The 13,354-nt window shown below is 74.5% G+C and carries 12 protein-coding genes; 6 read left to right on the forward strand and 6 right to left on the reverse strand.

Going from position 1 to position 13,354, the window contains the following annotated elements; translation table 11 throughout:
* Window positions 1–42: 42 nt before the first annotated feature.
* The 3 genes from ACLQ22_RS21720 to ACLQ22_RS21730 all read right to left on the reverse strand — a co-directional run bounded on the left by ACLQ22_RS21720 (window position 43) and on the right by ACLQ22_RS21730 (window position 2,762).
* The gene (locus tag ACLQ22_RS21720; RefSeq protein WP_121398234.1) at window positions 43–615 is read right to left on the reverse strand and encodes a hypothetical protein; all 573 of its coding nucleotides are present in this window, start codon (window positions 613–615) and stop codon (window positions 43–45) included.
* An 81-nt stretch (window positions 616–696) separates the two neighbouring features.
* Complete coding sequence (locus tag ACLQ22_RS21725) at window positions 697–1,662, reverse strand: tRNA (adenine-N1)-methyltransferase (RefSeq protein ID WP_121399290.1); 966 nt, start codon at window positions 1,660–1,662, stop codon at window positions 697–699.
* A 41-nt stretch (window positions 1,663–1,703) separates the two neighbouring features.
* Window positions 1,704–2,762: a site-2 protease family protein gene (locus ACLQ22_RS21730; protein WP_425693959.1), complete on the reverse strand. Its 1,059-nt coding sequence runs from the start codon at window positions 2,760–2,762 to the stop codon at window positions 1,704–1,706.
* Window positions 2,763–2,987: 225 nt separating this feature from the next.
* On the opposite strand from ACLQ22_RS21730, the gene ACLQ22_RS21735 reads away from it, so the two are divergent.
* The 5 genes from ACLQ22_RS21735 to ACLQ22_RS21755 all read left to right on the forward strand — a co-directional run bounded on the left by ACLQ22_RS21735 (window position 2,988) and on the right by ACLQ22_RS21755 (window position 9,747).
* Window positions 2,988–3,899, forward strand: coding sequence for a RecB family exonuclease (locus ACLQ22_RS21735; protein ID WP_425693912.1), 912 nt, complete (start codon window positions 2,988–2,990; stop codon window positions 3,897–3,899).
* Window positions 3,900–4,180: 281 nt separating this feature from the next.
* Window positions 4,181–5,377: a sensor histidine kinase gene (locus ACLQ22_RS21740; RefSeq protein WP_425693913.1), complete on the forward strand. Its 1,197-nt coding sequence runs from the start codon at window positions 4,181–4,183 to the stop codon at window positions 5,375–5,377.
* Between the two features lie 25 nt (window positions 5,378–5,402).
* The gene (locus tag ACLQ22_RS21745; RefSeq protein ID WP_425693914.1) at window positions 5,403–6,089 is read left to right on the forward strand and encodes a response regulator; all 687 of its coding nucleotides are present in this window, start codon (window positions 5,403–5,405) and stop codon (window positions 6,087–6,089) included.
* Between the two features lie 341 nt (window positions 6,090–6,430).
* Entirely contained in the window at window positions 6,431–7,198 is a 768-nt protein-coding gene (locus ACLQ22_RS21750; RefSeq protein WP_121398229.1) for an ABC transporter ATP-binding protein, read from the forward strand.
* The gene (locus tag ACLQ22_RS21755) at window positions 7,198–9,747 is read left to right on the forward strand and encodes an ABC transporter permease (RefSeq protein ID WP_425693915.1); all 2,550 of its coding nucleotides are present in this window, start codon (window positions 7,198–7,200) and stop codon (window positions 9,745–9,747) included. Before ACLQ22_RS21750 ends, ACLQ22_RS21755 begins: the two co-directional genes overlap by 1 nt.
* A 48-nt stretch (window positions 9,748–9,795) precedes the next feature.
* Here the strand turns inward: ACLQ22_RS21755 and ACLQ22_RS21760 are convergent, their stop codons facing one another.
* Complete coding sequence (locus ACLQ22_RS21760) at window positions 9,796–10,449, reverse strand: HAD family hydrolase (RefSeq protein WP_425693916.1); 654 nt, start codon at window positions 10,447–10,449, stop codon at window positions 9,796–9,798.
* A 184-nt stretch (window positions 10,450–10,633) separates the two neighbouring features.
* Between ACLQ22_RS21760 and ACLQ22_RS21765 the strand changes: the two genes are divergently transcribed.
* Entirely contained in the window at window positions 10,634–11,182 is a 549-nt protein-coding gene (locus tag ACLQ22_RS21765) for a hypothetical protein (protein ID WP_425693917.1), read from the forward strand.
* A gap of 15 nt (window positions 11,183–11,197) precedes the next feature.
* Here the strand turns inward: ACLQ22_RS21765 and ACLQ22_RS21770 are convergent, their stop codons facing one another.
* Window positions 11,198–11,947, reverse strand: a complete 750-nt coding sequence (locus ACLQ22_RS21770; protein ID WP_425693918.1) for a neutral zinc metallopeptidase — start codon at window positions 11,945–11,947, stop codon at window positions 11,198–11,200.
* A 154-nt stretch (window positions 11,948–12,101) separates the two neighbouring features.
* Window positions 12,102–13,202, reverse strand: coding sequence for a calcium:proton antiporter (locus ACLQ22_RS21775; protein WP_425693919.1), 1,101 nt, complete (start codon window positions 13,200–13,202; stop codon window positions 12,102–12,104).
* Between the last annotated feature and the right edge of the window lie 152 nt (window positions 13,203–13,354).

Here is a 13,354-nt window from a genome sequence, read left to right on the forward strand (position 1 = left end):
TCCGGGAACCCCGCTCGGCGCGGCCCACCCGGGCGTACGGCTTCAGAGCATCGGGCGGCCGACCACCGAGGCGACGAGGCGGGCGAACTCCTCCAGGCGGGCGATCTGTCCGGCGCCGCCGTCGTCGAGGGTCTTGCCGAAGCGCAGCGCGTCGTGCCGGGGCGCGCCCACCGCCTCGTCGCTGGGCGGCGCCTCGTCCAGCGACGTGAGCAGCAGATAGACATCGATGCTGTCGACCCTGATCCCGCCGTCGTCGGCGCGGGTCAGTCGGCGCCGGCAGCCGACCTCGGTCACCGTGGAGACCGGCACCACCCGCAGCGACGAGGTCATCGACCCCGGTGGCCCGTCCTCCGGCGGCACGTCCTCGCCGTGCCAGAGGACGAGGCGGCTGCCGTCGCAGACCACGACCTCCTGCCACACCCCGTTGACCTCGTTGACGAAGCGTTCCAGGGTGAAGCCCAGCACCGAAGCGCCGCGCAGCACCCCGCCGAGCGCCTCGAGCGCGACGTCCGGGTCGCGCAGGTACGCCCGGGCCGCCGATTCGAGGTCCTGGTAGGGCGACCAGTCCGGGAACACCGCCGGCAGGTCACCCCCGCCGAAGCCGGGCCGGCTCATGCCACCTCCCCGTGCCCGGCCCGCCGGCACGCGCCGACGGGCGGGATCCGTCCGTTCACTCCTCGTCGCCCCGCCGCGCCGTCACGGCCGTTCCGTGTCCTCGGCGGCCGCCTGCTGCGCCGAGGCGGCCGCCGCCTGCCTGGCGGCCTCGGCCTCGCGCAGCGCCTGGCGGCGTTCGGCGTACGCCTCGGCGCCCTTGCTGGGCTTGCGGCGCCGCGGCGGTGCGGTGACGCCGGGGGCGAGCTTACGCGCGGAGACGAGGAACGCGGTGTGCGCGATCATGCGGTGGTCCGGTCGCACGGCCAGGCCCTCGGCGTGCCAGTCGCGCACCAGCGACTCCCAGGCCCGCGGCTCGGTCCAGCCGCCGCGCTCGCGCAGCGCCTCGACCAGCTCGGACAGCTGAGGGGTGGTGGCGACGTAGCCGATGAACACGCCACCGGGCACCAGTGCCCGCTCGACCATGTCGAGGGTCTCCCACGGGGTGAGCATGTCGAGGATGATCCGGTCGAAGCCGGTCTCGGCGCACCCGGCGACGTCGCCGACGTGCAGGTGCCACGCCGGGTGCGGCCCGTTGAAGAACGCCTCGACGTTGCGCCGGGCGATCTGGGCGAAGTCGTCGCGCACCTCGAACGAGTGCAGCTCGCCCCCGGTGCCGACCGCGCGCAGCAGCGAGCAGGACAGCGCGCCGGAGCCGGCGCCGGCCTCCAGGACCTTGGCGCCGGGGAAGATGTCGCCCATGGCGACGATCTGGGCGGAGTCCTTCGGGTAGATCACCTGGGCGCCGCGCGGCATGGAGAGCACGTAGTCCGACAGCAACGGCCGCAGGGCCAGGAACGCGGTGCCGCCGCCGGTGGTGGTGACCACGCTGCCGTCGGGCAGGCCGATCAGCGCGTCGTGCTCCAGGATGCCGCGGTGGGTGTGGAACGCCTTGCCCGGCTCCAGGGTGACCGTGTGCATCCGCCCCTTGGGGTCGGTCAGCTGCACCCGGTCGCCGATCCGGAACGGGCCACGGTGCACGGGGGGCAGCGCCGGGGTGTCGGCGGTCACCGGGGTGCCCGGGTCGGCCGGGGCGGCGGGGGTTGTTGCGGTCACGTGTTCATCTTCCGTTGAGGTTCGAGGAGCTGAGCCAGATCCGCGATGTGCAGAATGCCCACGACATCTTCGCCTGAGGTCACCACGTACTGCGCGCCCGGGTGGGTCTGCACGGTCTCCATCACGCGTTCCCCGTCGAGCCCGACCGGCATCGCGGGCAGGTTGGCCAGGGATCGGGCGACCGCGTCGACGGCCAGCCAGGGGCGGCGCTCCACGGGTACGGCCTCCGCCGCCGCCGGGTCGACCAGGGCGACCGGCCGGCCGGCGGTGTCGGTGACCACGAGGGCGGCGCCCGGGGTGCTCCCGTCGGCGCGCCGGCGGTGCGCCTCGGCCAGCGGCGTGCCGGTGGGCACGGCGAGCACCGGCCGGGCCAGCCGGGACAGGTCGATCAGCGGGAAGCGGCGGCTGATCCGGGCCATCCGGATCGACTGCCCCGCGCCGCGCCACAGGGTGAACGCGACGAGCAGCATCAGGGGCAGCGCCAGCGGCGCCAGGTCACGGGTGAGGGTCAGCAGGGCGACCAGCGCGGCGGTGCCGACGGCGACGACGCGTCCCACCCAGCCGGCGACCTCGGTGCCGCGGTGCCGGTCGCGGGTGACCGCCCAGACCGCCGCCCGCAGCGCCCGGCCGCCGTCGAGCGGCAGGCCCGGCAGGATGTTGAACAGCGCGACGATGACGTTGCTGACCGCCAGTTGGAAGGCGAGCTGGTTGGCCAGGGTGCGGTCGGGCAGGGCGAGGGTGGCGGCGACCGCGAGCACGCCGAGCACGGCGGAGACGGCCGGGCCGGCGAGCGACACCAGCAGGTCGATCCGGGGCGTCGGGGCGTCGCGGTCCATCTCGGTGTATCCGCCGAGCAGCTCCAGGGTGATCCCGCGCACACCGATGCCGTAGCGGCGGGCGGTGAGGGCGTGGCCGAGCTCGTGCAGGAGCACCGAGCCGAGCAGGGAGACCACGAAGCCGAAGCCGATGAGGTAGCCGGCGAGCTGGGACAGGTCGAGCTGGCGGCGGGCGAACTCGGCGTACAGCACCGTCACCAGCAGGGTGAGCAGCACCATCGAGCCGTTGAGGTGCAGCGGCACCCCGAACACCCGGCCCACGGTCAGGCCGGTCCGCGCGTCGGGCCGGCGGCGCGGTCGCCTCGTCTGCTCCATCGGATCGATGCTACGCGGCGGAGATCATGCGCCGGCGCGGCGACGGGACCACGCGCCGGCGGGGCGCGGCGATCATGCGCCGGTGCGGCGACGGCGGTGGTGTCACACCGGTGCCCTAACCTTCCGGGCATGACGGCGGAACCGGTGACCACGCAGCATTCCCCGACCCCGGCCGAGGTCCCGGCGACGGTGCGGGCCTCGCTGTCGCCGTCGCGGGCGGCGGACTTCAAGACCTGCCCGCTGCTCTACCGGTTCCGCAGCATCGACCGGCTGCCCGAGCGGCCGACCGTCGAGCAGGCCCGGGGCACGCTCGTGCACGCGGTGCTGGAGCGGCTGTTCGACCTGCCGGCCGCCGGGCGCACCCCGACGGCGGCGGGCGACCTGGTGGCCCCGCAGTGGGACCGGCTGGTCACCGAGCAGCCCGAGCTGGCGGCGCTGTTCGCCGACGGCGACGCCGCGGCGGCGGCCGAGTTCCTCCGCTCCGCCGCCGGGCTGCTGGAGGGCTACTTCGCGGTGGAGGACCCGCGCCGGCTGGAGCCGGCCGAGCGGGAGAGCCTGATCTCGGCGGTGGTCGACGAGGAGCTGCTGATCCGGGGCTACGTCGACCGGCTCGACGTGGCGCCCGACGGGGCGCTGCGGGTGGTCGACTACAAGACCGGCGGCGCGCCGCGCGAGGCGTTCGAGGCCCGGGCGCTGTTCCAGCTCAAGTTCTACGCGTTGGTGCTCTGGCGCACCCGGGGCGTGGTCCCCCGGGTGCTGCGGCTGCTCTACCTCAAGGACTCGGAGGTCTGCGACTACACGCCGGACGCCGACGAGCTGCTGCGCTTCGAACGCACCGTGGTGGCGTTGTGGCGGGCGATCGAGCAGGCGACCGCCCAGCAGGATTTCCGCCCCCGACCGAGCCGGCTCTGCGACTGGTGCAGCCACCAGGCGCTCTGCCCGACCTTCGGGGGCACCCCGCCGCCGTTCCCGACGCAGGCGGCACCGGATCCGCTGCGCGACGCCCGGTCCCGCCCGACGCCTCCCGGCGCCGACGAGTGACCGGCTGACCGGCACCCCGGTGAGGTCCCCCGCCGGTCGGCGGCGGGTCCGCGGTGAGACCGCCGTCGATTCGGCCGGTCTGCCGCTGGGGCCACGCGGCCGGTCGTGCCGGGCCCACGTGACGAGCGGCCTCGCGCGGCCGCTCGTGCGAGGCCCATCCGGCGCGTGGCCTCGCGCGGTCGTTCGCTCCGGCGGGGATGAGCTGGACTCCTCCTGAGGGAGGAGGCCGGGCTCACCGCCGGCGACGATCAATCGGCCGCGACGCCGGATAGCGTCGCGGTATGACTTCGGGCCCCCGGGCGTGGCTGCGCCGGCACCCCCTCGCCGCGGACGCGCTCCTCGCCGGCGGGCTCGTCGTGGCGGAGGTGGTGCTCATCGCGCTGACTCCCCGCGACTACTGGCCGGGGCGCCTGCTGCCGGCGCTGGGCTGGAGCGTGGTCTGCGCCGTGCCGGTGGCGTGGCGGCGGGTGGCGCCGTGGGCGGCGGTCGCGATGGCGGTGGCGACCCTGGCGGTGCCCCTCCTGCTCGGCCCCACGCCGACCACGCAGGGCATGACCTTCATGGTGCTCACCTACACGGCGGCCGCCGCCGGGCCACCGCGTACGGCGGCCGTGGCCGCGCTGGTGCTGTGGGTGTCGGTCGGCGCCACCAGCGCCCTCACGCCGCCACCCGACGAGCTGCTGGCGAACGTCAGTCCCGCCTACCTCGTGCTCAACAACCTGCTGGTCGGGGCGGTCTCATACTCGGTGGGACGCGCGGTGCACGCCCGTCGGGCCTCCACGGAGGCGCTGCGGGAGCGGGCCCGGGCGGCCGAGGAGAACCAGCGTTCGCTGGCCGAGCGGGCGGTCGCCGACGAGCGCCGCCGCATCGCCCGCGAGCTGCACGACGTCGTGGCGCACCACGTCAGCGTGATGGGGGTGCTGGCCACGGGCGCGCGTCGCGTACTGCCGAGGGACCCGGGCGCGGCCGACGGGGCGATCGCCACCATCGAGGAGACCAGCCGGGCGACGCTGCGGGAGATGCGCCGGCTGCTCGACGTGCTGCGTACCGACGCCGAGCCGGCCGCCGACCTGGCCCCGCAGCCGGGACTCGCCGGTATCGAGGCGCTCGTGGAGCAGGTGCGCGAGGCCGGCCTGCCGGTGACCCTGCGGGTCGAGGGCACCCCGGTGACGCTGGAGGAGGGAGTGGCGCTGACCCTCTACCGGATCACCCAGGAGGCGCTGACCAACGCGCTCAAGCACGCCGGCGCGGCCACCGCCCAGGTGCTGCTGCGCTTCGACGGGGACACGGTCGACGTGGAGATCGCCGACACCGGGCGCGGCCCCGCGCCCGACGGCGACCGGATCGGGCACGGCCTGGTCGGGATGCGGGAGCGGGTCGCCCTCTACGGTGGTGTTCTGCGCACCGGGGCGCGGCCGGGCGGGGGCTTCCGCGTGTCGGCGAGGATCCCGGTGGAGTCCCGGGGCGCGGCGGCGTGACCGGGGATCGGGACGGGGGAATCAGGTGACCGAGGCGACGGTGCCGGCACGGCCGGTACGCATCCTGCTCGCCGACGACCAGCCGCTGCTGCGTACGGGCTTCCGGATGGTGCTGGGCACGGAGGACGACCTGGACATCGTGGCCGAGGCCGCCGACGGCCTGGAGGCGGTGGAGCTGTCCCGCCGGCTGCTGCCCGACGTGGTGCTGATGGACATCCGGATGCCGCGGATGGACGGGGTCGCCGCGACCCGGGCCATCGTCGACGCCCGGCTGCCCGTGCGGGTGCTGATCCTGACCACCTTCGACCTGGACGAGTACGTGGTGGGGGCGCTGCGGGCCGGGGCGAGCGGCTTCCTGGCCAAGGACGTGCCGGCCGACGACCTGGTGGCCGCGATCCGCACGGTGGCCGCCGGGGACGCGGTGGTGGCGCCGCGGATCCTGCGGCGCCTGCTGGACCGGTTCGCCGACGCGCTGCCCGACCCCGCGGCCGCGCCGCCCCGCACGCTGAGCGCGCTGACCGAGCGGGAGCGGGAGGTGCTCGTGCACGTGGCGCGGGGGCTGTCCAACGCCGAGATCGCCCGGGCGTTGTCGGTCAGCGAGACCACCATCAAGACCCACGTCGGGCACGTGCTGACGAAGCTGGGGCTGCGCGACCGGGTGCAGGCCGTGGTGCTGGCGTACGAGTCGGGCCTGGTCCGTCCGCGGGCGTAGCGCCTCGTCGCCGACGGCGCGGGCGGCGTACCCGGGGATGCGCCGCGGCACGGCGGTGCGGTTGTCGCCGTCACCTACCGTGACCGGAGACGTCGCCGCGTGGTTGACCCTGACGCGGCGTCACTGTGCAGGATCGGTCCCGGCCGGGCGGAAAAGCCCTCGACCGGCCGCCCACTCAGGGGCAACCCTGAGTCGGCATTGGGGGGCACCCGCAGCGCGAAATCCGCCACGGCTCCGACCGGAGTCGGACGGATCGGGGCCGGCGAGCACAGATGATGGGACTGCCGCGCCGGACCAGCGGGGGCGGCGCGGACCGAAGACAGACGGAAGAGGTAGATGACGTGACCGCGACGGTAGGCCAGCAGGCGCAGGCCGCGGCCCGGGCGAGCGACGTGTGGAAGGTGTACGGCAGCGGCGAGGCGCAGGTCGTCGCGCTGCGGGGGGTCAGCGCGGAGTTCGAGCGGGGCCGGTTCACGGCGATCATGGGGCCCTCGGGCTCGGGCAAGTCGACGTTGATGCACTGCCTTGCGGGCCTGGACTCGGTGACCCGTGGCACGGTGTCGATCGGCGACACGAAGGTCACCGGTCTGGGCGACGCGGGCCTGACGAAGCTGCGCCGCGACAAGGTCGGCTTCATCTTCCAGCAGTTCAACCTGCTGCCGACGCTGACGGCCAAGGAGAACATCCTGCTGCCGCTGTCGATCGCCGGGCGCAAGCCGGATCCGGCCTGGTACGACACGGTGATCGCCACGGTCGGGCTGCGGGACCGGCTGGACCACCGGCCGGCGCAGCTCTCCGGCGGCCAGCAGCAGCGGGTGGCGTGCGCCCGGGCGCTGGTCGCCCGGCCCGAGGTCATCTTCGCCGACGAGCCGACCGGCAACCTGGACTCGCGGGCCGGCGCGGAGGTGCTGAACTTCCTGCGCAACTCGGTACGCGAGCACGGGCAGACCATCGTGATGGTCACCCACGACCCGACCGCCGCCGCGTACGCCGACCGGGTGGTCTTCCTCGCCGACGGGCAGATCGTCTCCGAGCTGATCGAGCCGACCGCCGACACGGTGCTGGACACCATGAAGAAGCTGGACACCCCCGCCGAGGTGGGGCGCTGATGTTCCGCGCGACCCTGAAGAGCCTGCTGGCCCGCAAGGTCCGGCTGATCCTCTCCGGCCTGGCCGTGGTGCTGGGCGTCATGTTCGTCTCCGGCGCGTTCGTGCTCACCGACACCCTCGGCCGCTCGTTCGACGCGATCTTCGCCGACGCGTACGAGGGCGTGGACGTCAACGTGGCCGCCAAGCCGAAGATCGACGTCGGCGAGGCGGAGGGCATGCCGGTGGCCGCGCCCGTGCCGGCGGCCACCCTCGACAAGGTCCGGGCGGTGCCCGGCGTGGCCGAGGCCACCGGCATCGTCGGCGTCGACGGGGCGCGGCTGATCGGCGGCAACGGCAAGGTCGTCGCCTCGTTCGGCCCGCCGCAGCTGGGCGAGAACTGGACCGGCGAGAGCGACCTGGTGCGGTTGCGTGAGGGGCGGGCCCCGCAGGCCGACGACGAGATCGTCATCAACAAGGCGCTCGCGGTGGCCGGCAAGGTGAAGGTCGGCGACCGGGTCGGCGTGCTGACCCTGCAGCCCAAGCAGGAGTTCACCATCGTCGGCGTGTTCGGCTACAGCGGCGGCCGGGACTCCATCGGTGGCGCCAACGAGATCATGTTCACCACGCCGGTCGCGCAGCGGCTGATGCTCGGCGCGCCCGACACCTTCAGCAACATCTCGGTCACCGCCGCCGGCGGGACGTCGGACGAGGCGCTGCGCGACGCCGTGGCCGCCGCGGTGGGCGCCGACTTCGAGGTCAAGACCGGTGCGCAGTTGTCCGAGGACGCGGCGGCCGGCATGAAGGAGGCGCTGTCCTTCTTCAACCGGATCCTGCTCGGCTTCGCCGCGGTGGCGCTGCTGGTGGGCACCTTCCTGATCCTCAACACCTTCTCGATCATCGTGGCGCAGCGCACCCGGGAACTGGCGCTGATGCGCGCCGTGGGGGCCAGCGGCCGGCAGATCATCGGTTCGGTGGTGCTGGAGGCCGTCGCGGTGGGCCTGGTCGCCTCGGTGCTCGGCCTCGGCGCGGGCATCGGCATCGGCGCGCTGCTGGCGTACCTGTTCAGCACGTTCGCCGGCGGGCTGACCCTGGCGGGGATCGGCGTGCCGCTGTCCGCCGTGGTCGGTGCGTTCGCCGTCGGCCTCGTGATCACCGTGGTGGCGGCGCTGCTGCCGGCGCTGCGGGCGTCGCGGATCCCGCCGATCGCGGCGATGCAGGACGTGGCCACCCCCGACCGTCCGCTGACCAAGGTCACCGTGGCCGGGGCGATCGTCACGGCCGTGGGTGGCACGCTGCTGGCACTGGGGCTCACCGGCAACGCCGGGGGCAACACCCTGGCCACCATCCTCGGTGGGGTGCTCTTCGCCTTCATCGGCGTGGCCCTGCTGACGCCGTTGATCAGCCGGCCGGTGGTGAGCCTGCTCGGCGCGATCTTCGCCTGGTCGGTGCCGGGCAAGCTGGGCCGGCTCAACTCGGGGCGCAACCCGCGCCGCACCGCCATCACCGCCGCCGCGCTGATGGTCGGCATCGCCCTGGTCACCGGGGTGACGGTGATCCTGGACTCGGCGAAGAGCAGCATCGGCGGGCTCGCCCAGGACAGCCTGAAGGCGGAGCTGGTGATCGCCGGGGCGCAGAGCGGTCCCCGGCCGCCGAGCTTCGACCCGGAGGTACTCAAGAAGGCCGCCGCGATCCCGGGGGTGCGCCTGGCCGACGGCGAGTACGGCGACCTGGCGATGGTCGGCGGCGAGCGCACCTGGGTCGCGGCGAGCAGCGACGTCGCCGCGCTGCGGCAGATCTTCGGGGCCGAGCCGACCGCCGGCGACATCGACCGGTTGGCGCCGGACGGGATGCTGGTCAGCTCCGACACCGCGACGGCGCGCGGCCTCTCCGTGGGGTCGAAGGTGCCGGTGCAGACGTCCCGGGGCGAGGCGCGGACGTACACCGTGACCGGCATCTACGCCAGTTCCCAGCTGACCAACCCGGTGGTGCTGCCGGCGGAGGCGGCGAGCGGCTTCGCCATCCCGCAGCCGATCCAGGGCTTCATCCAGCTGGCGCCGGGCACCCGGGTGGCCGACGTGCAGCCGCAGATCGAGGCGCTGCTGGCCGACTCCCCCGAGGTGTCGGTGGCCGACCGGGAGGCGTTCATCGAGCAGCAGACCGGTCAGCTGGACGGCCTGCTCACGATGATCCAGATCCTGCTGGCGCTGGCCATCGTGATCGCCGTGCTCGGCATCATCAACACCCTGGCGCTGTCGGTGCTGGAGCGCACCCGGGAGCTGGGGCTGCTGCGGGCCATCGGCCTGCGCCGCTCGCAGACCATGCGGATGATCACCGTGGAGGCGGTGGTGATCTCGGTGTTCGGCGCGCTGCTCGGCGTCGTCGTCGGCGCCGGCCTCGGCGCGGCCGTGGTCGAGGCGCTGCGCGACGAGGGCATCACCGACCTGGTGCTGCCCTGGACCCAGATGGGGATCTTCCTCGGCCTCGCCGCGATCGTCGGGGTGGTCGCCGCGGCGCTCCCGGCGGTGCGGGCCGCCCGGATCAACGTGCTCGGCGCCATCGCCCACGACTGATCCCGACGCACGACGAGGGCCCCGCCGACCGGCGGGGCCCTTCGTCGGTCAGGCGTCGGGCGGTGGCGCGCCGAGCAGGGCGGCCAGCAGCTCCAGGTCCGCGCCGGTCAGGCTCTCCAGCTGGTGTACGCCGTCCAGCGGCCCGATCGGCACCTCCGCCGGTACGGCCAGCACCGCCGCGCCGGCGGCGAGCGCGCTGGCCACCCCCGTCGGCGAGTCCTCGATCGCCACGCAGCGGGCGATCGGCACGCCGAGCAGCCGGGCGGCGGTCAGGTACGGCTCCGGGTGCGGCTTGGCCGCCTCGACCTCGTCGCCGCAGACGACCGCGTCGAAGCTGTCCCGCCCGAGGGTGTCCAGCGCCACCTCCACCAGGGGCCGGCCGCTGGAGGTCACCAGCGCCGTCGGGATGCCCGCCGCCCGGACGGCCCGCAGCAGGTTCAGCGCGCCGGGACGCCAGCGCAGCCCGGTGCGGAACAGCTCCAGGATCCGGGCGTTGATCCACGCCGCGCTGGCCTGTGGGTCGCGCCCCGGCTGGCCCAGGTCGTCGTGCAGGATGCGCATCGACGCGGCCATGCTGGAGCCGATCATCGCCTTGCGGGCCGGGTCGGAGAGGGTGCCGCCGTACTCCGCCGCCAGCTCGCGCAGCGCGACGTCCCACAGCTTCTCACTGTCGACCAGGGTGCCGTCCATGTCGAAGAGCACGGCGGCGGGGTGGTGGCTGTTCAGCGGGTCCTCCCTCGGATGCGTACCCGGGGATCCTCTCAGCCGGCACGCCGCCGGCGCGCGCCCCGGTGCCGCGGGGTGACCTGGCCGACGGGTTGCGCGCGGGCGCGAGACTCGGGGACAACCGGCCGCCGGCACGGCGGCCCCTCGCCCGGAGGTCGCCATGCGCGTCCGATCCCTGGTCTCCCGGTGCACCGTGATCCTGCTGGCCGCCGCCGCCGCGGTCTGGCCGGCGGGGCCGGCCGCCGCGGCGAGCCTGCCGCTCGATCGGTGCTACGACCTGGAGACCCCCCAGCACGAGGATGAGCGGGACTGGTTCGCGCCGGGCAACGTGCACACCACGTGGCCCTCCCCGGTGGGCATGGTCGACCGGGACGTGTTCCGGGTGACCGCCCTGGGCAAGGTCCGCATCGACCACTGGGGCACCCAGAAGTCGATCTCCGGCGAGCTGCCGCTGGCCGGCAGCGGCTGGCCCGCTCCGGACGCCCCCCGGTACGCGCTGATCGCGAAGGTGACGTCGGGGTCCATGCTGGTGCTGAGCACCGGGCTGTTCTACGGCTCGGGCCGGTGGTTCCCGGTCGGCGCCGACAGCCGCTGCATGCTCTACTACAACGCCGGGGAGCCGTCGCGGCTCGTCTTCTCCTTCAACGACCCGAACCTCGGCGACAACGGCGGCGGCGCGGCGGTGTGGGTGCGGCAGTGGTGGAACTAGCGCTGCCCGGCGGGCTCAGGTGAGGTCGCAGGCGCCCAGGGAGCGCTCGTAGCCGCGGAAGAACGACTCGGTGCGCTGCTCGGCGGTGCCGTGCGCGCCCTCGGCGAACCACGGCTGGTCGGGGGCGTCGCCGACGGCCAGCAGCCCCTCGCGGAACTCCTCCAGGTCGCCGTCGTCGAGCCGGAGCGCCTTCGAGCGCACCGAGTCGCCGAGGTACGCCCCGGCCATGCAGTCGGCCTGCAGCTCCTGCTGGATGGTGTAGGAGTAGCGGATGCCGAGCCGGGCCTGGATGCCGTGCGCGTACTCGTGGCCGAGCAGGTAGAACACGAACGCGTCGCCGACCTGGCGGAACGCGCCCACCGACCAGTTCACGTCGTAGGCGATGAAGTCCCCGGCCGAGCAGTAGACGGCGTTGTTGCGCGGCAGCGCCTGCCCGCCGCAGGAGACCTCGCCGGCCCGCTGGTAGGGAATGACGCGGCGGATCGGGCGGAACCGCTCCCCCGAGGCCTGGAACTGCGCGGCCCAGTACCGCTCGGCGATCGTCTTCGCGTCGGCGACGTCCTGCTGGAACTCCTCGACGCTGGTGGTGCCGTCGGCCCGGGTCTGCGCGGCGCCCGGCGAGGCCGGGGTGTCGGGCCGCTGCGGGGCGGGCTGTTGTCCCTCGGGTTCGGACACCCCGCCGACCACGCACCCGGCCGCCGCGACGAGGGCCACCACGAGGCCGGCCAGCGAGCTTCGCGGTCGGCGTCCCACGCGCGTCGTCACAGTGCCTCCCCGGCGTCGGCGTTGCGGCGTCCAGTACCCCGGCGACGGGTCCGTCATGCCGGGGCACGGACCGGTGCCGCCGCACGGGGGCGCGGTCGTCCACGCCGGGGCTGCCGTGGGCGCCGGCGGGTGGTGGCGGCTGGCCGGCGGACGGTCAGGGGCTGGCGGCGAGGAAGACGAAGGCCGCGAGCAGCACCAGGTGCACGCCGCCCTGGAGCACGGTGGCCCGCCCGGGCACCACGGTCAGCACGCTGGTGACGACGGTGAGGGCGAGCAGGGTCACCTGGGTGCCGCCCAGGCCGAGCAGCAGCGGGCCCTCCAACCAGATCGAGGCGAGCGCTATCGCCGGGATGGTCAGCCCGATGCTGGCCATGGCCGAGCCCAGGGCCAGGTTCAGGCTGATCTGCACGCGGTCGCGGCGGGCGGCCCGGGCGGCGGCGATCGTCTCGGGCAGCAGCACCAGCAGCGCGATGACCACGCCGACGAACGACGGGGGCAGGTTCGCCCCGGCGACGGCGGACTCGATCGCCGGCGACACCGACTTGGCGTCGCCCACCACGGCGACCAGGGCCACCAGCAGCAGGCCGAGGCTGAGCAGGGCGGCCCGGTCCGACGGCGGTTCGGCGTGCGCCTCCGTGCCGAGCACCCGTCCCTGGCTGTTGACGGGCAGGAAGTAGTCGCGGTGGCGGCCGGTCTGCACCATGACGAACAGGCCGTAGAGGGCGAGCGAGACCACGGCGGCGAAGGCGAGCTGTGCCGGGGTGAACTGCGGGCCCGGCCGGCTGGTGGTGAAGGTCGGCACCACGAGGCTCAGCACGGCGAGGGTGGTCACGGTCGCCAGCGCGCCGCCGGTGCCCTCCGAGTTGAAGACCGCCACCCGGCGGCGCAGCGCCCCGATCAGCAGCGACAGCCCCAGGATGCCGTTGCAGGTGATCATGACGGCGGCGAAGACGGTGTCGCGGGCGAGGGACTGCGTCTTCTCGCCGCCGCTGATCATGAGCGTGACGATCAGGGCGACCTCGATGACGGTGACGGCCACGGCGAGCACGAGCGAGCCGTACGGCTCCCCCACCCGGTGGGCCACCACCTCGGCGTGGTGCACGGCGGCCAGCACCGCGCCGGCCAGCAACACGGCCACCACGACCACGACGGGGCCGGACAGGTCGCGCCCCCAGGTCAGGATCAACACCAGGATCGCCAGCAGCGGGGTGACGACGGTCCAGTCGGTCAGACGGGTGCGGAACAGCGCGGCCATGCCCCAACCTTTCCAGAGGCAACGATCATCTGACCCCCGACCGGCGGGAGTGGGCGCGGGTCGGGCGACGATGGGCCCGGCCACGCTGGTCCACACGCCGCCGTCAGCACCTCCGCACGGGCGACCCCCACGACGCCAGGCGCTGCGCGGCC

Source organism: Micromonospora sp. DT178 (assembly GCF_049841695.1).
Lineage (GTDB): Bacteria > Actinomycetota > Actinomycetes > Mycobacteriales > Micromonosporaceae > Micromonospora.